General features: G+C 53.6%; 20 protein-coding genes. 4 read left to right on the top strand and 16 right to left on the bottom strand.

The annotated features are described in order from the left end of the window. Nucleotides 1-115: 115 nt before the first annotated feature. Genes HH215_RS34820 through moaA form a run of 4 tightly spaced genes read right to left on the bottom strand, consistent with a single transcriptional unit; the run spans nucleotide 116 to nucleotide 3,589 of the window. Complete coding sequence (locus tag HH215_RS34820; protein WP_174887656.1) at nucleotides 116-964, bottom strand: undecaprenyl-diphosphate phosphatase; 849 nt, start codon at nucleotides 962-964, stop codon at nucleotides 116-118. A 46-nt stretch (nucleotides 965-1,010) separates the two neighbouring features. Next, nucleotides 1,011-2,441, bottom strand: a complete 1,431-nt coding sequence (locus tag HH215_RS34815) for a bifunctional metallophosphatase/5'-nucleotidase (RefSeq protein ID WP_254450310.1) — start codon at nucleotides 2,439-2,441, stop codon at nucleotides 1,011-1,013. Continuing rightward, entirely contained in the window at nucleotides 2,438-2,575 is a 138-nt protein-coding gene (locus HH215_RS34810) for a hypothetical protein (RefSeq protein ID WP_169284102.1), read from the bottom strand. The genes HH215_RS34815 and HH215_RS34810 overlap by 4 nt, the downstream gene beginning before the upstream one ends. 12 nt (nucleotides 2,576-2,587) lie before the next feature. Beyond that, nucleotides 2,588-3,589 carry a GTP 3',8-cyclase MoaA gene (gene moaA, locus HH215_RS34805; protein ID WP_169284101.1) on the bottom strand — a complete coding sequence of 334 codons (1,002 nt, stop codon included), beginning with the start codon at nucleotides 3,587-3,589 and terminating at the stop codon, nucleotides 2,588-2,590. A 119-nt stretch (nucleotides 3,590-3,708) separates the two neighbouring features. Between moaA and HH215_RS36915 the strand changes: the two genes are divergently transcribed. Together HH215_RS36915 and HH215_RS34795 are read left to right on the top strand one after the other, a co-directional pair. Next, a complete protein-coding gene (locus tag HH215_RS36915) occupies nucleotides 3,709-4,461 on the top strand; it encodes a molybdenum cofactor biosynthesis protein (RefSeq protein WP_169284100.1) in 753 nt (250 codons plus the stop codon). 1 nt (nucleotide 4,462) lies between these two features. Continuing rightward, nucleotides 4,463-5,509, top strand: a complete 1,047-nt coding sequence (locus HH215_RS34795; protein WP_169284099.1) for a ThiF family adenylyltransferase — start codon at nucleotides 4,463-4,465, stop codon at nucleotides 5,507-5,509. Between the two features lie 15 nt (nucleotides 5,510-5,524). Here the strand turns inward: HH215_RS34795 and HH215_RS34790 are convergent, their stop codons facing one another. From HH215_RS34790 to HH215_RS34770, 5 genes are all read right to left on the bottom strand, one after another. Further along, on the bottom strand, nucleotides 5,525-6,463 hold the full coding sequence (locus tag HH215_RS34790) for a 1-phosphofructokinase family hexose kinase (RefSeq protein WP_254450309.1): 939 nt from the start codon (nucleotides 6,461-6,463) through the stop codon (nucleotides 5,525-5,527). Nucleotides 6,464-6,491: 28 nt separating this feature from the next. After that, the gene (gene fba / locus HH215_RS34785; RefSeq protein ID WP_169284098.1) at nucleotides 6,492-7,346 is read right to left on the bottom strand and encodes a class II fructose-1,6-bisphosphate aldolase; all 855 of its coding nucleotides are present in this window, start codon (nucleotides 7,344-7,346) and stop codon (nucleotides 6,492-6,494) included. An 82-nt stretch (nucleotides 7,347-7,428) separates the two neighbouring features. Further along, nucleotides 7,429-8,394, bottom strand: coding sequence for an ROK family protein (locus HH215_RS34780; protein ID WP_169284097.1), 966 nt, complete (start codon nucleotides 8,392-8,394; stop codon nucleotides 7,429-7,431). A 13-nt stretch (nucleotides 8,395-8,407) separates the two neighbouring features. Then, nucleotides 8,408-9,211 carry a DeoR/GlpR family DNA-binding transcription regulator gene (locus tag HH215_RS34775; protein ID WP_169284096.1) on the bottom strand — a complete coding sequence of 268 codons (804 nt, stop codon included), beginning with the start codon at nucleotides 9,209-9,211 and terminating at the stop codon, nucleotides 8,408-8,410. 18 nt (nucleotides 9,212-9,229) lie between these two features. Further along, nucleotides 9,230-10,282: an SIS domain-containing protein gene (locus HH215_RS34770; RefSeq protein WP_375140539.1), complete on the bottom strand. Its 1,053-nt coding sequence runs from the start codon at nucleotides 10,280-10,282 to the stop codon at nucleotides 9,230-9,232. A 241-nt stretch (nucleotides 10,283-10,523) separates the two neighbouring features. On the opposite strand from HH215_RS34770, the gene HH215_RS34765 reads away from it, so the two are divergent. Beyond that, nucleotides 10,524-11,576 carry an HD-GYP domain-containing protein gene (locus HH215_RS34765; protein ID WP_169284095.1) on the top strand — a complete coding sequence of 351 codons (1,053 nt, stop codon included), beginning with the start codon at nucleotides 10,524-10,526 and terminating at the stop codon, nucleotides 11,574-11,576. A 42-nt stretch (nucleotides 11,577-11,618) separates the two neighbouring features. Here the strand turns inward: HH215_RS34765 and HH215_RS34760 are convergent, their stop codons facing one another. Together HH215_RS34760 and HH215_RS34755 are read right to left on the bottom strand one after the other, a co-directional pair. Further along, nucleotides 11,619-12,578: a C40 family peptidase gene (locus HH215_RS34760; protein ID WP_169284094.1), complete on the bottom strand. Its 960-nt coding sequence runs from the start codon at nucleotides 12,576-12,578 to the stop codon at nucleotides 11,619-11,621. 134 nt (nucleotides 12,579-12,712) lie between these two features. Continuing rightward, nucleotides 12,713-12,937 carry an alpha/beta-type small acid-soluble spore protein gene (locus tag HH215_RS34755; protein WP_169284093.1) on the bottom strand — a complete coding sequence of 75 codons (225 nt, stop codon included), beginning with the start codon at nucleotides 12,935-12,937 and terminating at the stop codon, nucleotides 12,713-12,715. 158 nt (nucleotides 12,938-13,095) lie between these two features. Between HH215_RS34755 and HH215_RS34750 the strand changes: the two genes are divergently transcribed. Beyond that, complete coding sequence (locus tag HH215_RS34750; protein ID WP_254450642.1) at nucleotides 13,096-13,944, top strand: ATP-dependent DNA ligase; 849 nt, start codon at nucleotides 13,096-13,098, stop codon at nucleotides 13,942-13,944. A 3-nt stretch (nucleotides 13,945-13,947) separates the two neighbouring features. Here the strand turns inward: HH215_RS34750 and HH215_RS34745 are convergent, their stop codons facing one another. From HH215_RS34745 to HH215_RS34725, 5 genes are all read right to left on the bottom strand, one after another. Next, entirely contained in the window at nucleotides 13,948-16,041 is a 2,094-nt protein-coding gene (locus HH215_RS34745) for a hypothetical protein (protein ID WP_169284091.1), read from the bottom strand. Between the two features lie 57 nt (nucleotides 16,042-16,098). Beyond that, a complete protein-coding gene (locus tag HH215_RS34740) occupies nucleotides 16,099-17,004 on the bottom strand; it encodes an AraC family transcriptional regulator (RefSeq protein WP_169284090.1) in 906 nt (301 codons plus the stop codon). After that, nucleotides 16,997-18,310, bottom strand: coding sequence for a hypothetical protein (locus HH215_RS34735; RefSeq protein WP_169284089.1), 1,314 nt, complete (start codon nucleotides 18,308-18,310; stop codon nucleotides 16,997-16,999). The genes HH215_RS34740 and HH215_RS34735 overlap by 8 nt, the downstream gene beginning before the upstream one ends. A gap of 81 nt (nucleotides 18,311-18,391) precedes the next feature. Then, nucleotides 18,392-19,666 carry a hypothetical protein gene (locus HH215_RS34730; protein ID WP_169284088.1) on the bottom strand — a complete coding sequence of 425 codons (1,275 nt, stop codon included), beginning with the start codon at nucleotides 19,664-19,666 and terminating at the stop codon, nucleotides 18,392-18,394. Between the two features lie 46 nt (nucleotides 19,667-19,712). Continuing rightward, nucleotides 19,713-20,672, bottom strand: coding sequence for a carbohydrate ABC transporter permease (locus HH215_RS34725; RefSeq protein ID WP_169284087.1), 960 nt, complete (start codon nucleotides 20,670-20,672; stop codon nucleotides 19,713-19,715). Nucleotides 20,673-20,681 lie beyond the last annotated feature (9 nt).

The raw sequence follows: 20,681 nt of genomic DNA, 5'->3' as shown, positions 1-20,681 counted from the left end.
AAAAAATAACCATAGGTATAACATCGGAATTTATAACGGTTTATTTAAGAGTTGTTCCGATACAAAGTTACTATTCTCCGCATTAATCGACAAATTTCATCAAAAATCATCCTATTTACATAATGAAGATGTAGAATAAGGCCGCGATGAGAAAACGGTACCATGCGAAATACTTAAGCTTAAACTTCTGCAGAGCCTTCAAGAACGCTACGACGACAATCCATGCGACAAGGAAGGAAACGATAAAGCCGGTAAATAAAAAGCCGAGATCGATTTCGCCCGAACGGAAGTTCTCCCAATTGCTTAACACTTCATAACCCGTAGCTACCGTCATGATCGGAATCGCGATGAAGAAAGAGAAGTCCGCCGAAGCCCGATAGCTGACCCCGCCCAGCATCCCCGCGGCGATCGTGGAGCCCGATCTCGAGAACCCCGGCCAAACGGCCGAAACGCATTGTAATACTCCAATCAATAATGCTTGCTTATACGAGATATCATCCATCGTTTCCGCGGTCCGTTTGATTTTCCCGGAATCGTACAACGCTTCCGTCACCCACATGTATATCCCGCCCACGACGAGCGCCCATAACACCGGTGCGGCATGAAACCCGATTTCCTTAATGAAATCGCGAAAAATGAACGCGATGCCGAGCGGAGGAACGATCCCTAACGCGACATGGAGGAGATTCAGACGACGTTTCGGGAAGGAATCGACGGAAAGTCCGCGAACCGCTTCCTTCTTGCCAAGACCGAACACTTGTAAAATTTTGCGACGATAGACGAGCGCGATGGCGAGAATCGCGGCGAATTGGATAACGACTTCGAAAGTTTTGAGTTGTTCCGGCGTTTCCTCGTATCCTAGCAATTTATTCGTCAGTATCATATGTCCCGTCGAGGAGACGGGAAGAAACTCCGTCAATCCCTCGACGATTCCAAGAATGACGGAATCAAACCAATGCAACATATTCCCACTTCACTCCCAATCTTCTAATCTAATCTTGATCGTTTTCTCACCTAAACCGCCAGCGCGGAGTCTCGCAATCTTTAAGTAACCGTTGATCGTGAAGCGCCTGGGCGACAATATCCCTGATGAACTCGGGGAGGAAGTAACGTACGTCGTACCCTTCCTTCAATCCAAGATAACCGACTCCGAAAGTAAACATATCCAAAGTCCCTACCGTATAAATTCGATCCTCGTCGAGAGAAACCCCATTGACTTTGATTTCCTTAACCCGATGATAAGGCGCCTCAGCAAGATCGGCGGTAACGTCCAGACCGTCCAAGCATAACGTCCCTAACACCTTGCCCCGGAAACCGAAACCACGAAACTCCAGATCCTGAAATTCCGGCAGTAAGCTCTCCTCTAGAGACCGAACGATCCAGCTGCCTTTCAGTTTCACGACGCACGGGTTAATCGGGGACGGACAGATCGCATGAATCGTCTCTTCCGTTACCGGCCCGGCAGGAAGTCCCCGAAGGAATTGTCCCGCATTGACGAGCCCCATGTCCGCGTCGGCCAATTGACGTATTGCGCTTGCCAACAACGTCGGCAAAGCGGATTCGCGATCATGGCGACATTCCAATGGCTTAGCCAACTTCGCGATTTCGCGGTTCATGCTCCGGCCGGCTTGTTCGCGATATTCGCCAACCAGATTGTCCAGTCCGAAGTCCCTTGGAAAATCGACGGTAGAATAACTGCCTCCGGTAATCTTAATCAGCTTGTTGTCGGACCCAAGTTCCAATTCCAGGTGTCCGACATGGCCGCCGAATTTTCCGGCCGCGCAGATCGCGGTTTGGCCGACGAAGAGAGGGACTTCGAGCAGATGATGGGTATGCCCGCCCAGAATGAGATCGATTCCGTCGACCGATGAAGCAATACGCTCATCGGAGCGCAGCCCAAGATGCGAAATCAGGATCAATACGTCCACTTCGCGACGCAGGCGAACGATTTCCGCTTGCAGCGTCTCAAGAGGATCCGCCGATTTCCAACCGAGCAGCTCGTAATAATCGTTATACGGAGCCGTCAGGCCGATCATCCCGATGCGTACCCCCGACTTCGTCAGCTTGATCTCGGGAACCATCCAGGAAGGGCATCTCGCGGTTTCTTGATAGACCATGTTCGCGCACACGACCGGAACGGACATCCCTTGGAATAAAACGTCCAATTCCATCGGGGTGTAGCTTAATCCTTCGTTATTTCCGAGCATAACCGCATCGTAACCTATGTACTCGACAACCGCTCTGTTTACGAATCCTTTCGTCCCTTCGGTTTCCATTCGCGCGCGATCCAGAAAATCTCCGCTGTCGACCGCGATAAGTTTGTCGGGGTCAACTTCCTGTCTCACTCTCGAGAAATAACCGGCGATTCGGGAAGCTTCTTCGAAGTGGCTGTGGAGATCGTTGGTGTGCAGCAGCGTGAGAGTTACCGTCGCCTCGTTCATCGGGTTTTCAACCCTTTACTTAATCGATCCCGCGAAACCTCGCCGACGGGAAAGCTTAAACCCGCCAGCACCGCCTTCGCTTCGGGCGTCGTCGTGGACTTCTCTTCGTTAGGCAATATTACGGTCACGGACAAATGTCTTCTCTCCTAACCGCCGATTTGCGACATACGCCGCTCCGTCGGCACGTGGCTTTGTTTTTCTCCCGCAAGCAATGCCGCCATTTCGTGATTTTCCGGCTTAATGTCCATCGACTTGAGGAACAACCGCTCCATCGCTTCAGGCGACCCAAGCGCGGGCTTGACGTTTAATTCGTCTACCCAATACAAGCAAGGTTTGAGATGTCCGTCGGCCGTTAGCCTCAGCCGATTGCAGCTTTTGCAGAAATGCTCGCTGATCGGATGAATCAGCCCGAACGTGCCTACGCCTCCGGCGATCCGCCAATTGTCGGAGGGACCGCTTCCTTTCGGGCCTTCCACCTGCTCTAGGGAATAACCGAGCTTCCCGGCCTCTTCGATGACTCTGGTTAATGGCAAATAGTGTTCTCTCCACCCCGCATCGTCATGACCGATCGGCATGTACTCGATAAACCGGACGTGCATCGGATGCTCCAGGGATAACTTCAGAAACCGTCCGATTTCATCCTCGTTAACTCCTTTAAGCAGCACGCAATTCAGCTTGATCGGGGTTAACCCCGCCTGGACCGCGGCCTCGATTCCTTCCCATACTTTATTCAGATCGCCGCGGCGGGCGATAAATTTAAATCGGGTCGCATCCATCGTATCCAGACTGATATTCACGCGTTTCAACCCTGCCTGCTTTAACTTGGCGGCTTGCGGCGCCAACAATAATCCGTTCGTCGTCAGCGAAATATCATCTACGCCGGGCAGCGCGGACAGTCCCGCGATCAATTGTTCCAGGCCGGGTCTTACGAGCGGTTCCCCTCCGGTAATCCTGAACTTCCTTATGCCCAGCTTCGTAGCCGCCGATGCGACTTCAATGATCTGCGGGTAGGATAATAGTTTGTCTTGCTCCATGAAAACCATGCCTTCTTCCGGCATGCAGTAAAGGCATCTCAAGTTGCAACGGTCGGTCACGGAAATACGCAGGTATGTATGGTGCCTCCCGAACCGATCCATTAAATCCGGCATCTCCACCCACTCCTTCGTTACTTGAATAGCGTCCTTCTAGCATAACATTTTCACGGTCGATATGGTATGCTTGACGTACTAAGGTTTCAGGTTTAACGGAAGGAAGTTGTACATAAGAGATGACGAACACGTGGACGATTTCATTATTCGCGGGACTCGCGGAGCGCATCGAAACGCGCTCCGTTCAGCTGGAATGGGAAGAATCCCGATTGAAGGCGGGACAGATCAAACAGCGGTTGGCCGACAAGTTTCCGCAGCACGCCGATATTCTATCCGTCAGCTTCTTGGCGTGCAATCATAGCTATGCCAACGATGAAACCCTCGTAAGCTGCTCGGACGAGCTTGCTTTGTTGCCTCCGGTTTCCGGAGGAACGGATAAAGCTTCGCAATCCGAAGACCAGTCGTCGGAACATTCAAGATACGCCATCATCGATAGCCTGATAGACGTGAACGGCGTATTGAACAAAGTATACCACCCGGATCACGGCGCAGCGATCGCGTTCATCGGGACGACAAGGGAGTGGACCGCCGGCCAGAGAACCGTAACCTTGGAATACGAGGCTTACGTCCCTATGGCCGTGTCCGCCCTCGCTCAGATCGGGGAAGAAATTTCAGCCCGTTGGCCCGGTACTTTATGCGCGATTACCCATCGGACAGGTACGGTCGGAATCGGAGAAATCAGCGTCGTTATCGCCGTTTCCTCCTCTCATCGCGCCGCCTCCTATGAAGCAAGCCGTTATGCCATCGAAAGATTGAAACAGAAAGTTCCGATTTGGAAAAAAGAAGTTTACGAGGACGGTACGGAATGGAAGGGGCATCAGCTAGGGCCATGGGATCCGACCGCTACGTTGGACACCCCGGAGGAGAAATAACATGACTTCTATTCAAGGGGATTCGCGGTATGCCCGGCAAGTAAGATATGCCGCGATCGGTCAATCCGGGCAAGCCCGCTTACTGGAAGCCCATGCGGTTATCGTGGGCGTCGGAGCGCTCGGCTGCGTCATCGCCAACCATATGGCCCGCGCAGGCGTAGGCAAGCTAACCTTAATAGATCGGGACATCGTGGATCGAAGCAATCTGCAGCGTCAACTGCTCTACGACGAGAACGATGCCCTGAACGGCACCCCGAAAGCCATCGCGGCGGCCTCTCGGCTATCGGCGATCAACAGCGGCATTCGCGTGATTTCCCGGGTAGCGGACCTGTCCTCTTATAATGCGGAATCGCTTCTATCCGAAGCCGATATCGTAATGGACGGAACCGATAACTTCGGCGTTCGGTATTTGATCAACGAATTCAGCGTTAAACATCGGATTCCGTGGATTTACGGAGGCGCGGTAGGGGCATCCGGAATGACTCTGACCATCCAGCCGGATTCAACGCCCTGCTTAAGCTGCTTGTTTCCCGTGCCTCCGCCCGGAGGTGCGTTGGATACCTGCGAGACGGCGGGCGTTCTCTCCCCGATCATCGACACGATCGCGTCCGTTCAGGTGATGGAAGCGATCAAGCTATTAACGGGCCAGCCCGAGGCGTTGCACGGTTCCCTGCTTCAGATCGATCTCTGGCAACACCAATGGCACTCTTTATCGGTCAAAGACGCCCGAAGAGCCTCCTGCCCCGTATGCGGCGAACGTCGGTTCGAGCTTTTGGACGGAGACGAGACGCAAGAGACGATAACCGCTGCTCTTTGCGGCAGGAACACGGTTCAAGTTTCCCCGGCAAGACCCTTATCGATCGGCCTTGGAACGATAGAAAGCCGCCTAAGCAAAGCAGGCCGTACCGAGTTGAACCCCTACTCGTTACGTCTGCATTTACCTGGCGGCATTACGTTCTTGCTGTTCGCGGACGGCCGCGCTCTGGTCATGGGGACCGATGAACCTTTACTGGCCCGCCGAACTTACGCGGAACTTATGGGAGAGTAACCTTAGATGGAGCGGTTAACTCTTCCACGGTTCCACGGTTATTTGACGGAGCAACCGACGATGGTCGTCGGGATCGACGTCGCCCGTCGTAGGCGATAACGCATTCGCGCTTCCCGCAGCGGCAGCGTACCTCAGACATTCCTCTGCCGGCCAATTTCGGACGAACCCGTAAGCAAAGCCGGCAACGAAAGAATCCCCGCTCCCGACCGTATTTACCGGAGCGATGCCCGGAATCGTTATGCGATATCGTTGGCCCGAGACCGCGGCCACGGCTCCGTCCGCTCCCAACGTAACCGCGACGTTAGCGATCCCTTGCGCTTGCAATGAAAGAACGCCTTCATAGAGATCTCCTCCTTCATTGCCCAGCAAAGCAACGATCTCGTCTTCGTTCGGTTTAATGAACGAGGGCTTCGCCTTCGTCCCCTGAATCAATGCTTCGCCGCTCGTATCGAGGAACACTTCGGCTCCCTCCGCACGGGATATGCCGATCAATTCGGCATATAAGCCAACCGGCAATCCCGACGGAATACTTCCGGAGAAGATGACGAGCGCGGATTCCGCGCTTAACCGCTTAAGCTTCCGTCTGAACGTCTCCAAGTGCTCCGCGCCAACTTCCGGCCCGGGTTCCAATAGCTCCGTCGACGAACCGTCGCCCCGATCGATAACGTTAAGACATATTCTCGACTCGCCCGATGCTTCGACGAACTCCTCCCGAATGCCGGCGGCTTTCACCCGATCCTGAATGTATTGTCCGTTATATCCGCTGGCGAATCCGGTTGCCGTAACGTCCGCATGCCCCAATTGCTTTAACACCCTGGCTACGTTAATCCCTTTGCCTCCCGCGGTAGCTACGACTTCGGCTACTCGGGTCACCTTCCCTTTTGCAAGCGCGGGCACGTAATAGGTTTTGTCTATCGCCGCGTTCAGCGTGACGGTCGTAATGATTGGATTCATAGTTTCGCGCCACCTTGTGCCTATTCTACTATGCTTTGCCGATCGAGCCGCACAAACGCATTTTCTCGATCGCCGCCGCTTTTAATGCTTGCTTCGCCGGTACCATATATTTACGTGGATCGTTCTCGTCCGGATTGTTCGCGAACACTTGCTTGATCGCGTCCGAGAACACGATACGCAGCTCCGTCGCCACGTTCATCTTCGACATCCCTAGCGATACGGCCCTTCTTACTTGATCTTCGGGAATACCGGAACCTCCGTGAAGAACGAGCGGAACCGAAACTCTCGAAGCGATCCGGCCGATCCGATCGAAATCGATATTCGGATCTCCTTTATAAATGCCGTGAGCCGTTCCGATTGCCGGGGCCAGCGTATGAACGCCGGTTAATTCCACGAATCTCGCGCATTCCTCCGGATCCGCGAGCAGGGCGTCCCGCTCGTCGACAACGATATCGTCTTCCACGCCGCCTACTCTTCCTAACTCCGCTTCCACGTTTACGCCGACCGCCGACGCGGCTTCCACAACTTTGCGGGTTTCGGCCACGTTCTTATCGAACGGATCGTGCGAAGCGTCGATCATGACGGAAGTATAGCCCGCGCGAATGCATTGCATGATGATATTGAAATCAGAGCAATGGTCCAGATGCAGCGCGATCGGAACGGAGCTGCGGTTCGCCGCAACCGTCGCCGCGGCGGCGATATAATCGGCGCCCAAATGCTTAACGGTGCCGACTGTGGATTGAATGATCAGCGGGGAACGCGTTTCTTCCGCGGCTTCGACTACCGCTTGCAGCATTTCAAGCGTATGAACGTTAAACGCGCCGATGCAATAGCCTTCGGCACGCGCCGTGCTAAGAAGCGGAGTTGATGAGACCAATGCCATATTCGATTCCTCCAAATGAAAGTCTTTAGGATGATAGATGATATACCGATTTATAGCCTTCCCGACTATGAATGGGCTTCGATTATTGCTTATGCCTTGCATATAACGCGCTTCCGATAATGCCCGCATCGTCGTTATGTTCCGCGGTGACGACCTTTAGCCCTTCGCGGAAGTCGGGCAAAATCAGACGGAACAATTCCTCGCGCAATGGCTTCAGCAATCTCTCGCCGGCTAACGCGCCTCCGCCGCCGATGACGATCGCTTCGGGACTTAACACCATAACCGCGGCCGCAAGCGCTTGTCCGGTCAATGCTCCGGCCCTCGCGATGATTTCCGTCGCCAATGCATCGCCTTGGTCCATCGCCTGCGACAGATGAGCGGCCGTCAGACGGTCGATCTCCTGTCCGGGAAACCAAGTTCCGAGCACGCTTTCCCGGCCTTCGATTAATGCCTTCTTCGCCTGCCTCACCATTCCGGATGCGGATGCAACCGTTTCTAGGCAGCCGTTTAGCCCGCACGAACAAGCATCTTCCACGCCGTCCATCCGCACGTGCCCGATTTCTCCGGCCATCGACTTATACCCGTAATACGGCTGTCCTCCATGAACCATGGCGGCTGCGATCCCGGTTCCGATCGTAATCCCGAGCACATGCTCGATCCCTCGTCCCGCTCCCGCTACCGCCTCTCCGTACACGTACATCCTTACGTCGTTATCGATATGAACCGGAATGCCGAGCTCGCTTTCCAATAGAGAGACGACCGGTATATCGCGCCAATTCAAATTGCCCGCGAATCTGGAAATTCCGGAAATCGGATCGACTAAACCCGGAATTCCGACGCCTACCGCCGTTACTGCCTTCGCGTCATGCTCCGCGCCCAACTCGGCGCGAATATGCCGTACCATCCCCGCTATACGGCTTAACACCTCGGCATGGCCTTTGCCGGCTTCGGTCGGTTGCTTCAACTTCAGCAACACCCCGCCGGTTTCATCCACTGCCCCGCATACGATATTCGTACCGCCTACGTCTACTCCGATCGTAATGGCCATCGAATTCTGCGACCTACCCTTCCAATGGAGAATGGTTTGAGCTCCAATTCGCGGTATATACTTCCACATTAGCTTGCTTCAACGCTTGCAGCGTAGACTCCGCCGGTAATTCGTCGGTAATGCAAGCATGTAGCTCATTTAATGAAGCGACATGAAAGAGAGAGGACTTGCCGACCTTAGACCGGTCGAAAACGGCGATCGTTCGGCCGGATCTTCTCATCAATTGACTCGCGATGTTCGCTTCAAGCTCCGAGTAAGTGCTTACCCCTTGCCCCGTCACGCCGTCTACGCCCATGAACATCAAATGAATGTTGAGCGCCTTGACCGACTGTTCGGCCAATGGCCCGCACAGCTCATAGCTTCGGTTCCGCAACACTCCGCCCGTCAACACGACTTGCAGCTCCTCGCTGTCCGCCAGCTCCATCGCGATGTTGACCGCATTGGTGACGACCGTAATATTGCTTCTCTTCTTCAAGGCTTTGGCAATGAGAAAGGTCGTCGTTCCACCCGTCAATCCGATGACGTCGCCCTCTTCCACGAGAGATGCCGCCTTGTCCGCGATCGCTTCCTTCTCCCGGAACAGCGCGCTCTGCTTCTCATGGAAGGGAACCTCGCGAGACATGCCGTTGCTTCCGTACTTCGCTCCGCCGCCCATCGTTCGAATAATTCGACCGGTTTTCTCCAGTTCTTCGAGATCCCGTCTGGCCGTCGCTTCAGAGCAGTCGAATTTCTCGGTCATTTCCAGCAACGAGATGCTGCCGTACCTTTCCAGATAAGCTAGCTCTTGCTCCTGCCGCTCTGATTTATTACGCGCCATTTACGTAGACTCCCTCGGTCAGATTGTAACGACTTGAGTCAAATTTCTTGGATGGTCGGGATCCACTCCCCGTTTCATCGCGGTGTAGAACCCCAAATACTGAAGCAACGGAAGGTAAAGCACCGCGCGCGCTTCATCGGACAAGAAACCTCCTCCAAGCTCGAATACCGCGTCGGCGAATTCCGTATCCGCTCCTCCCGCGGTCGTTACGAGCAACACGAAAGCGCCGTAGGCTTTCATTTCTTCCGCGACCTTCAATTCGTAAGAACGAGCATTTTCGGAAACTAGCAGACAGACGAGCGTGCCCGGTTCAACGACCGATTTCGGCCCGTGCCTGAACTCGAGCGTGCCGTAGCTTTCCGTCCATACGTACGACATTTCCTTCAGCTTCAGACAAACTTCTTGCGACAAGCCGTAATAGGCTCCCATGCCTAAATAAATATACTTATTGAAATCATTCGCTTCGGCTAAGCTTTCGGCAAAGCTATTCGCGCGCTTCACGACGTCGCCGTGAAGGTCGAGAACCTGTTCCATTTCTTCCAAAATAGATCCTCCGGCTGCCTGCGCGATCGCCGCTTGCATCATGAAGGTCATGCTGCTGAACGATTTCGTCATTACCGTGCTTTGCTCTTTGCCGAGTGGCGAAACCAAGCAAGGGGTCATGACGCCTAATCGGCTCGACTCGTAGCAAGTAATTCCGCAAGTCGTCCAATTCGCCAAATCCTTCACCGAGTCGAGCGCAAGAATGACTTCGGAAGATTCTCCCGAACGGGACACGCCGACGAGCAGTATTTTACGGTCTCGAGCGACCGATTGATCGCGGAACAGGAAAATATCCGACGACGGCAGTGCGCTCGCGCTACGTCCAAGCCATAACCGGAAAGTCGTAGCCATCACTTGCGATTGGTAATAGGACGAGCCAGATCCGATAAACACAACCTCATCGTATTCGTTATTCGCCAAATAATCCTGCACCCAGCTTGACTGTTGCTTCAATTGTTCCCATGCTCCTGCCAGAGCTTCAGCTTGATCTCCGATTTCCGGAAGCGTCAAAATTCCTCTTGTCAAAATAATCCACTCCTATCGGATGTATTGATGAATAATGAAATTATACTTCATTTTAAATGAAAATTACAATCATTAAATGATTGTAATTTTCAAAAGCAGTCATCATTCAGTTTTATAATCCAATATATGGATGTAAAATATTAACTATCGTCTTGCAAGTAAACGCTTAACTTGGTAGCATAGAACTAAATGAGAGATTTAATCGAAATTAGTCGTTAAATCGAATATCCTGTCGAGGTGCCTAATGAGAGTACATATTACGGATGTGCGAGCAGGAGACCGTTTGGCGGAGGATCTATACAACTCCTTCGGATTGCACGTTTTATCCAAAGGGACTACTCTGAACGAAAAAGAACTCTCTAGGATGTACCAGCATCAGATCGACTTTCTGGAAATCGAAAGGCGAGCCGGCAATTCCCCGGTTCAAGTCGAGGAAGAGCAACCGAGTTCGACCTATAATCCATTGCTTCGTCCGCTGTACCACGACGCGGTAGCCGGAGCGGAGCAGCTGTTTGAACGAGCTTTGGTCGAAGGCCGTATTTACGAAGAAGACGTCAAGGAAAGCTTCCAACCTCTCGTCGAGAATTTCCGCGCCGAACGGGACGTCGTTTCCCTGCTGCTTCTGCTTAACAGTCAAGACGACTATACCTACCAGCACTCCGTTCAAGTCGGGATGCTCAGCTATTACATCGCGCGGTGGCTCGGTTGGAACGAGGAAGAGACGGTTCGGGCAGGCAAGGCGGGTTTCTTGCATGACATCGGCAAATGCAAAATCGCCGAAGCCATTCTGAACAAGCCGTCCAAGTTATCCGACGAAGAATACGAAGAGATCAAAAATCACCCAGCTTACGGATTTGAAATCTTGAAAAAATCCTTCAATGATTCGGTCATCGCTCTGGCTGCCCTGCAGCATCACGAAAGGATGGACGGCAAAGGTTATCCGAACGGATTAACGCGCGATGAAATTCATCCGATGGCACGAATCGTTGCCGTGGCCGACGTTTATAGCGCAATGATATCGTCCAGGGTCTACCGCGAGAAAAGGGATTTACTTCAAGTCCTAAGGGAAATGTTTCAATTAAGCTTCGAGGAATTGGATCCGGAGGTAACCCACACGTTCATTCGGCATATGATTCCGAATTTCATCGGCAAAAGGGTCGAGCTGTCGACCGGCGAATCGGGCACGATCGTGATGACTCATCCGACGGACTATTTCCGCCCGCTCGTTCAAGTCGGAGAACAATTTATCGATCTCTCCGTCCAACGCAACCAAGAAATCAAGCAAGTATTTATGTAAAACAAGGGCAGCCCGTTCAAGCGGGACTGCCCTTGTTTTTATTCATAACTTGAATCTTTTGGCGTACAGGAACGTTTCCTTCCAATACGGTTTGTTGATCGGAGTAATCTGGACGCCATCCTTAGGCTTAGGACTGGCATGAATCATGTTGCCGTCCCCCATATATATGCCCACGTGGCCGACGGTTTCGTTGCTCTTGAAGCGGCCCGGTACGTAGAAGAACAATAAATCGCCGATTTTCAGATTGTCCCTGGCTACGTAGGAGCCCATCTCCGCTTGCGATCTCGCTACCCGAGGCAAGTCGACATGAAATTGATTAAATACGTAACTCGTAAACGATGAGCAGTCGAAAGTTCCCGTTTCTTTGTACGGCCCCGTGCCGAACTCGTATTTAATGCCCATAAACTTCTTGGCTAACGCGATAACCGGCGATTCGTTTCCCGCATTCTCGTCGGCGGTCGTATTCGCGGCAGGTTTGACGGATCCCGCATCGGAGAAATCTAAATTTTTGCCCGAGGCTCCCGTCTCGTTCGGGGTCGGTTTAGGAAAGAACGCGACATCGTCCGCTTCTACGGCGAATACGGTAACGTCCCCGAATAATTTCTGCAGACCCGTTACGGGAATATACATTTGATTGTTTTCTTTAATCGCCGCGCCGGGCATTTTCAACAGTTTACCCGCGAAGGATACCTTGCTTTCGCCCGTGCCGAAGATCCACACGGCATCGTAATCGCCTACGCCGTAAGTACCGTCCTTTAACCAAGCTCCATGATATCCCGTCGCTTGCGTCACGTCTTGCAAGCTGACGTACCCCGTATTCTGGAGTTGCCGGATCGTAACGATATGTCTTCCTTCCGTTAAATCGGCAGCCGATTCCCCGTAGGATCGAACTTTAACCGGTCCGGAGTGCTGCTTAAGGTTCATCGTGTCTCCCGGATTGCGGACGCAACCGGACAGCACGCTTAAAGCGATCGCGCCAGCGAACAATCTGATAAGCTTCATGGGAACAAGCCGCCTTCCGAGAAGATAGTCATTCTTCCCTAGGATGGCGCTATCATTCCCCGTTTATGCTCGCTCGGCATTCTGGCCATGAAAAACCCGCCGGCTGAAGCCGGCGGGTTTATGCGGAGAACGGTTTAGAAACGAGCGGACTGGCCTGCCAACTGTTGCTCGGCGATTTGTACCAATCGACGGGTAATGTTGCCCCCAATGCGCCCGGTATCTTTCGTAAGCATATCTCCATGGTAGCCGTCTTTGGAAAATTGAATTCCGAGTTCCTGAGCGACTTCGTATTTCAGTTGATCCAGAGCGTTGCGCGCCTGCGGAGTTGCAAGCTGATTGCTGCTGCGATTGTTTGCCATATGTATCACCTCCACGATTTACCACGTATTATGCTTCTTGGGTTTTTCTTCTATGCATGCCATCGAAAATTTAATTAACCATTAATCCCCTAATGAAAATCTACACGATTCATATATCATTGGTTATAGACTTTTTATAAGGGGGCTGCGTCTTGTTTGTGTCTCCAATGCCGTTGGTCGAACGGGATACGCCTTTTGATGACGAAAGGTACATATTCGAACCTAAAATCGACGGTCACCGGCTCATTCTCTCGATGGAGAACGGAATCGCCCGTCTGTACACTCGCCATAACCACGAAGTGACATCCCGGTATCCCGAATTGCTTCGCGTACCGATCCTAGACAACACCGACGTCGTCCTTGACGGCGAGGTGGCTTGTTTGAACCCGGCTACCGGAACGATCGACTACGAATCGATGATCGAACGATACAAGCTTAGGAAACCGATGAGCATTAGGGAAGCCGCTATCCGGCAGCCGGTTCATTACTTCGTATTCGATATTCTGCGATATGAAGGTCAAGATTTACGGTCTACCCCGCTCGTTGAGCGCAAAAAAATTCTCGAGCGCGCGCTATCGTCTAATCGGTATATGAGTCCGCTGCTTTATGTAGAAGGAACGGGAATCGACTTATTCGAAACCATTAGGCGCAGCAGGCTTGAAGGCATCGTAGCCAAAGCGAAAAGCAGATCTTACGTCGACGGCGAAGACGTTAGTTGGATGAAGATCATGAACTACGAACGAGCGGTATTTCAGATTGCCGGATATCGTAAAAATCAGTTCGGCTGGCTGCTTCGGTATCAAGATAGAAACGTCGGAATATTGGAGCAAGGCGTACCTTCCGCCCATAAGAACGCTTTCTACGGCGTATCGAAAAGCTTGAAAAAGGACGAGGATCGGGATTTCGTATACGTCGAGCCGTCCATACAGGCTCGCGTGCGTTTCCGCCATTGGACGAGAGAGGGAACGCTGCGGTCTCCCGAATTCGTAGACTTCGTCGTTTCCTGACGATTAATCCCTCAGCATGACCAGCACCGGATTTTCGCCGACATCCAGCGATACGCGTCCGTCCGCTCCCATCGCCAGCGGCTCGCTCTCTCCGTCCATGCGTTCGTGCTTCAGCCGCACGAGTGTCGCATGGCTTGCCGATTCGGGTAATCGCAGCGAATAATCCTTTACGATCGTGCCGTTGTCCGTCGGCGACCATACGGCGTAAGCTCTCGTCTCGCCGGCGGCATCTACGAAGCTGACGGCGCGGACGGGCGCTTCGTCGGCTTCGAGCGACCTTCCGAATGCAAGCTCGCCGAGCAGCCGTTTGATCGTGATCAAATAAAACCACGCAGGCCGCTTGTCTTCGCCCTTCCTGACCAGCCCCGAGCTCGAGAACTGCATGGCGTCTTCTTCGTTGACGTCCCGGCTCATGAACATTTGCGCCCGATCGATACCGGCGGCGGCCAACTCCAGGAACGTGCGTACGAGCCACTGCGCCTGCACTTCCTCGGGCGAATAATCGATACCGTTCGCTTCGTTCACGATACGTGGCGCGCTAATCGGCGACAATTGGTTCACGTCGTAGCCGAATTCGCTCACCCACAGTTCCTTGTCCGGCAAGTAGCGGTCGCGGAAATCGACGACCGGAGCGATACGCTCCTTCAAGCCGAATCGCTCCGGGCTGACTCCCTGCTTGAATTCGGGTCCCACCGTACGTCCGAACGCGTAGAAGTGCAAGTTGATCACGTCTCCGGGAAAACTGCCGTTCGGACCGTCCGCGGCGCGATGCGCGTCCGCCCATAGCTTAACGCTCTTGATGTAATCCAGCGTATAGCGGAACTTGTCGTCCGCCAGACCGGGCAATACGAACTTCGCCCTCGGATCAGCCGACTTTACGCCAAACGTTGCCGCGCCTTCGGCGTTCTTCATCCGGCCTTGATCCCCGTCGTACGAAGCGCTCATTCTGGCCGCGTATTCGAACGGCGTATACAGCTCGTCGCGCTCCACCCATGTGGCGTCGATTTCATTGCCGCCCTCGTAATATTCGATCAGATCGAGCCCGCTTAGCGGTTCATTGTTGTCCGCTACCTTCAGCAACGACGGATCGACCTTCGTCTTGCCGTACCTGGCCGCATATTGGAACAAATGATCGGAGATCGGTGCGTACGAACCCGGTTCAAGCGGATCGGAGTCCGCCGTCGTCATGTTTTTCGTGTTCGTATTCCAGACGACCTTGCCTTGAATCGCCGGGAATACCGTTATGTCCAATTCCTTCAGCTTACGGTAGTAGGCATCGAAATCCCAGCCAGGATAACTCGGATTCCAAGCGTTCTTGTTGTTCGGGTAAGGAAACGGATAGTCCGGGTTCGTATCCCCTTCGCCCCACAACCAGTTATGGTATTCGCGCACCGTGCCGCCCGCCATCAGAACGTGCGCCGAATCGTCGATGAATCCGTTCATCCCGATGAACTTCGCCATTTTCGTTCGAGCCGGCGGCTTCGGTTCAGGTATCGCCTCCGGCTTCTCGAGGGCACGGCCGTAAAGCGCCATTTCGTTAAACGTCTTCGCGGGAGGTTCACCGTCGTCCGGTTCCGCGCCGTCCGCTCCGTTATGGATCGTAATGCGCAGGTAACGCGTCCTTACGCCTTCGTCTCCTTCACCAAGCGTATAACGGGACCAGTGCGGGCTTGCGTCGGGATCGTCGTACGAAAGAAGCGGTTGCCAGTCGAACGGTTTGCCGTATTCAAACCGCACTTTGCCGTTGCCGCCCTCGCCGTATAAATACAACTCGGTAAGCAGATGCTCCGCCCGCAAATCCACGATCGCTTCGTTCTCATGACGGTAGTAGGTGCCATAGTCGGTTTGCCAAGCCGTCTCCGGTATGCCTCCCGTCCCGGATTGCGGATCGCCCGCCAGCTCCTGCTCGTCGGCGATCGCCCGAGCGTCCCCGCCGGTCCATACGGCGGTTACCATATCCGGAGTTAGTTCGATTTTCGCGATATTGTTCATTTGACCTCCCGCAGAGACTGCATAATAAATTCCCGCCGCGCTGACAACCGCAAGCGCAAACGCGCTTCCGAAGATCTTCGATCGCTTGCGGTTAAGCCACGTCATACGACTCCCCCTCGATCCATCCGCGGACTATGACATCGTGATCTTCTATAGGTTTGCTCAACCTTCGCCTCCGTCGCCCGACGCGCGGTTCATCTGTTTCCAATGATCGAAGTCGTAGACGGAAGCGCAATATTCCGACAAGCTCATGCTCGTTTTTTTGCGAAAGATTTTGCCGAACGAATGCACGCTATTGTAGCCGACGCGGCTGGCGATCTCCCCGTAGGACAAAGAGCTTTCGAGCGCCATTTTTTTCGCGGCTTCGATGCGCGAGTAGATGAGGAATTGCACGACGGTGTAGCCGAACGTTTTCGTGAACTGGCTCGTCAAATAATTCCAACTGAGACCGGACAGCCGCTCCAGCTCTTCCGGGACGATGTTTTTGTCTAGATTTTTCAGAATATGATTTTTGACGTGCACGAGTCGGGCCAAGTTGTTCCGTTTCGAGGCGCCGGGCAGTTGGCGTTCCCTGCGAGATTTGGAGCACGCGGACAGAATAAGATGCAGCAAGCCTTGGCATTGCATCTGGTTATGAACGCCGGGCTGATGATACTTGGCTACCAACTCGGCAATGTAATGGTTGACTTCATGGTTAGCGTAATTCCCCAAGTAATTTTCCCACGCGAACATTTCCTCGTTCGGAAAGGTAGAGTTGCCATAGTGGAACACGATTGTAATCGAGATATAGTCCTGGTCCGGATACATCCGCACGGAATGCATCTCGTACGGCCGATATAGGATAAGATCGCCCTTATGCGTAGCGAACTTACGGCTTTCGACCCGGAATTCGGCGCTGCCGTCGATTACGTACTGCAACGCGTATTGCTTGAGAACGCGATTGGCGAACCCCCAGCCGCGCGGAGCGTTGAAGATATGGGCTTGCGTAATATATGGAGGGTAATAGTAATCATTCAATTTGCCCATCGACTCGTCGGGACTGAGCGCAGCCAAATCTTGATCACTCATGACGGCCGCCTCCTTCCGTTCCGGTCGCCGCGCCGGTTCGCCATGTCCGGAATGCCGTTTCCCCCGTTTTGCCGAGCAATGCGCCGCGATGGGTTATGCGCACCGCTTCGGCAAACTCCTCCCACAACCGATCCTGTCCGTCGTATAAGCCATAGTTCCCCGTCAACCCGTTAGAATCATAGAAATCGTACATGGCGAACCAATGCATGCCGACGATATACGGCTTGGCGGTCGCTTCGGTTACGAAATCCCGATAACATTCGCCGCGTCGGCGTTGATTCGGAACCTCCGCTCGCTGCGCGCCGTTCGTTACCGTGCGGAAACCCGCTTCCCCCGCGACGCCGAAGCAGAACTCCGTAACCATGATCGGCTTACCGGTCGTTTCGTGCACCCTCTCCAACCATGAGTAAGGGAGAGTCATGCTGTAAAAGTTGACGGAAATGACGTCGACGTAGTCCTTCATCGCTTCGAGGACGAAATCCGGCACGCTGGAGCCGAGCTCGCGGCAGCCGAGAATGAGATGATTGCGGTCGTACATTCGTAAGATCGAGGTTGTCGTGCGGAAATAAGTTTCGGCGATGAGCCGAACGAACCCCAGCTTATCCTGCTCGTAGACATCCTCCGCCGTCCGATATTCGGTGCGATACGCCAACTCGTCGAAGCCGCCGTATTCCGCTTGCCATGTTTCGTTCAGCTTCTCTATCGTCGAGTAACGTTCTCTTAAATAATCGACCCATGCCCGCTTGCCCGCGGCGTCCCCGGGCAGAAGAATATAATCCTCCGCCAAGTTCGTATCGTTCTTCCCCGGTCCCGGATCGGTAAACCCCCATTGTCCTCCCGTTCCGAACCAACGAAGCTCGTTGTCTAGGAACACGCCGACGAGCGACCGGTCTTCCGCCACGTTCATCCCTTTCTGGTAGTAGACGTCGACCATTTCGGCGTGGATCGAAGCGGCGAAGCTCGGATCGAATACGTCCGGGAAGCCGCCCCATCCTTTGTTTACCTTCTTCGCCTGCCTCGAGCAGCGAATTTCGATCGTCTTCGGAATCGATTTGTTCATGAAATAGGGACTATGCCACGCTCCCAGCGTATTGAACCCGATCGACCACACTTCGTCCAGTTTCCGTTCGGCCCAATTCCCGTACCAATTTCCGTCGCCTCCGTATTGGCGTTCGGGATTCGCTTGCAACGGAACGTCGGGACCGTACGAAAAACAATTCACTCCGAGAGAATAAAAAGGCTTGCCCGTATCGTCCGAAAAATTCCAATGTCCGTCTTGTTTACGCACCGTATAGAAGCGACCCATGTCCATTCTCCTTTGCGAGATTGATGTAAGGAACGATCGATCCAACCTCTCTAACGCCGTCTCCATTCGCCCCCTGGCAACTTAACGCCAGGAGCGAAATTCCTTTTCCCCCGTCAAAGGGGGCAACAAATCGATATGCGTCGAACGAATCGCGCTAGCGAACTCCGTCCACAAGTCGTCGTTTTTATCGTAAAGACCGTAATTTCCGATCAGCCCTTTGCGATCCCAGAAATCGTACAAGGAAAACCAGTGCGTTCCCACCATATAGGGAAGCGAGGCGGCCTGCTCCACGAACGCCCGATAACATTCGCCCCGGCGCCGTTGATCGCGCACGTGCGCGAGCTGCAAGCCGTTGGTGACGAGATCGAAACCCGCGCTCCGGCTCGCTCCGAAGCTGAATTCGGTGATCATCATCGGTTTGCCCGTCAACCGATGGACGCGATCCAAATATTCGACGGGCAGGTCAAAGCAGTAAAAATTGATAGAGATGACGTCCACGTACTTGGCCATTGCCTCCAGCACGACGTCCGGCGTACTCGTGCCGACGACGCGACAACCTAGATTCAAATGGTTAGCGTCGTATGTGCGCAAGATTTCCGACGTCGTCCGGAAGTACGTTTCGGCGATGAGCTTCAAAAACTCCAGCTTATCCTCGACATATACGGATTCGACCTTCCGATATTCCTTCAGCCACAGCAGATCGTCGAACGACTCGTACTCGGACGCCCAACTTGCGTTCAGTCTCTCTATCGTCCCGTATCGGCCGCGCAAATGATCGACCCATGCCTTTTTACCGTAAGCGTCGGGAGGCAGCTTGATATAGTCCTCGACGAGATTCGTTCCGTTCGTTCCTTCGCCCGGATTATCCATCCCCCATTGACCGCCGGAGCCCCACCAATGCAATTCGTTATCGGTATAGACGCCGATCAGGTTCGATTCGTCGGCGACGCCCTCCGCCCGATTGCAATACGTCTCTACCATCGCGTCGTGCGTCGATGCGGCGAAGCTAGGATCGAACACGTCGGGAAAGCCGTAGCCGCCCCAACCGTTATTCGCCGTTCTTGCCCGGCGGGAGCAACGAATCTCGTGCGTGCGCGGAATTCGCTTGTTCATGAAATAGCCGGCATGCCATGCCGCAAGCGTGTTAAAGCCGAGCGACCACGCTCCGTCCAGCTTCGCGTCGGCCCAGCGGCCGTACCACCCCGCTCCCCCGTATTTGGCGATCAGCTTCTCTTCCATCGGTTCCCCGAGCCCGTAATTAAAGCAATTGACGCCCAAGGAGTAGAACTTGCTGCCTTTATCGTCCAGCAGCGTCCAACGTTCGCCTTGCCGCTCCGTCGTATAAAAACCCGTCATTTGTCAAACCTCCGATTCATTGTGCGCGCGAGACGACCGGTGGGCATCAGCCGGTTAGCCCGGTTCGTTCTACGCTTTCTACGAAATATTTTTGCACGAATAAATACATGATGATCAGCGGCGACATCATGAGCAGCACGGCTACGTCTTTAAGCAAGGAAACCTGAAAGGGATCCGCCAATATAACGTTCGTCGAGCCGGTCAACATATGATTGATCCAAGGACCCATGACGCTTAGCTTGTTCGCCAGTAACATTCCGGTGTTGCCCATATACATGTTCGTGAAGAACGTATCGTTCCATTGCCATACGAACGTGAACAGCATGACCGTGACGATCGCGGGCACGGCATTAGGCAACGCCAGTTGCACGAACGTCCGGCCGATGCCCGCTCCGTCCACGAAGCCGGCTTCCTCCAATTCCTTCGGCAAACCGCGGAACACTTGCCGGAAAATATAGATGAACAATCCGGATTTGATTCCCATGCCGGTTAACGAAGTAACGAGCAGCGGCCAGAACGAATCTAGCAAGTAAAAGCCGTCTTTTCCGGTCAGCAGATGCACGATGCCGAATACGTCGAAGCTCTTGAATTGCATATACAGCGGCACCATGATCGTTTGCGGCGGAACGAGAATCGTAAATATCGCGCAACCGAACAAGATCGAACTTCCCCGGAAACGCAGCTTCGCGAACGCGTATCCGGCCAAAGCGCATATCATCGTCTGCACGATCATGACGCCCGCCGAGATCGAGAACGTATTGACGACCGCCCATTCGTAATCGAGCAGCTTGATCATGCTCGTCACGTTACGCAGCGTAAAATGCTCGGGAATCCATACGACGTTGCGGTTGTACAGGTCGACGGGGTCCTTGAACGCCACGGCGAGCTTCTGCAGGATCGGGTACAAAATAACGAACGACAACCCGAATATCAGCACGATGCGGACGACGGCCCACCCCCAGCGCTTGACCTTTTCCGTTATCGCATTCAGCCTGAGTGCATTCATGCCGTTTCT

Source organism: Cohnella herbarum, assembly GCF_012849095.1.
Taxonomy (GTDB): domain Bacteria; phylum Bacillota; class Bacilli; order Paenibacillales; family Paenibacillaceae; genus Cohnella; species Cohnella herbarum.
The sequence above is the reverse complement of the archived record's forward strand: the minus strand, read 5'-3'. Positions and strand labels throughout refer to the sequence as shown.

Coding starts and splice junctions, on each gene's coding strand:
- HH215_RS34755 (WP_169284093.1), bottom strand. CDS start 12,937: ATGGCAAACAATCGCAGCAGCAATCAGCTTGCAACTCCGCAGGCGCGC.
- HH215_RS34725 (WP_169284087.1), bottom strand. CDS start 20,672: ATGAATGCACTCAGGCTGAATGCGATAACGGAAAAGGTCAAGCGCTGG.
- moaA (WP_169284101.1), bottom strand. CDS start 3,589: ATGCCGGATTTAATGGATCGGTTCGGGAGGCACCATACATACCTGCGT.
- HH215_RS34735 (WP_169284089.1), bottom strand. CDS start 18,310: ATGGGTCGCTTCTATACGGTGCGTAAACAAGACGGACATTGGAATTTT.
- HH215_RS34820 (WP_174887656.1), bottom strand. CDS start 964: ATGTTGCATTGGTTTGATTCCGTCATTCTTGGAATCGTCGAGGGATTG.
- HH215_RS36915 (WP_169284100.1), top strand. CDS start 3,709: ATGACGAACACGTGGACGATTTCATTATTCGCGGGACTCGCGGAGCGC.
- HH215_RS34740 (WP_169284090.1), bottom strand. CDS start 17,004: ATGAGTGATCAAGATTTGGCTGCGCTCAGTCCCGACGAGTCGATGGGC.
- HH215_RS34815 (WP_254450310.1), bottom strand. CDS start 2,441: ATGAACGAGGCGACGGTAACTCTCACGCTGCTGCACACCAACGATCTC.
- fba (WP_169284098.1), bottom strand. CDS start 7,346: ATGGCATTGGTCTCATCAACTCCGCTTCTTAGCACGGCGCGTGCCGAA.
- HH215_RS34775 (WP_169284096.1), bottom strand. CDS start 9,211: ATGGCGCGTAATAAATCAGAGCGGCAGGAGCAAGAGCTAGCTTATCTG.
- HH215_RS34765 (WP_169284095.1), top strand. CDS start 10,524: ATGAGAGTACATATTACGGATGTGCGAGCAGGAGACCGTTTGGCGGAG.
- HH215_RS34760 (WP_169284094.1), bottom strand. CDS start 12,578: ATGAAGCTTATCAGATTGTTCGCTGGCGCGATCGCTTTAAGCGTGCTG.
- HH215_RS34780 (WP_169284097.1), bottom strand. CDS start 8,394: ATGGCCATTACGATCGGAGTAGACGTAGGCGGTACGAATATCGTATGC.
- HH215_RS34745 (WP_169284091.1), bottom strand. CDS start 16,041: ATGACGTGGCTTAACCGCAAGCGATCGAAGATCTTCGGAAGCGCGTTT.
- HH215_RS34790 (WP_254450309.1), bottom strand. CDS start 6,463: ATGAATCCAATCATTACGACCGTCACGCTGAACGCGGCGATAGACAAA.
- HH215_RS34730 (WP_169284088.1), bottom strand. CDS start 19,666: ATGACGGGTTTTTATACGACGGAGCGGCAAGGCGAACGTTGGACGCTG.
- HH215_RS34795 (WP_169284099.1), top strand. CDS start 4,463: ATGACTTCTATTCAAGGGGATTCGCGGTATGCCCGGCAAGTAAGATAT.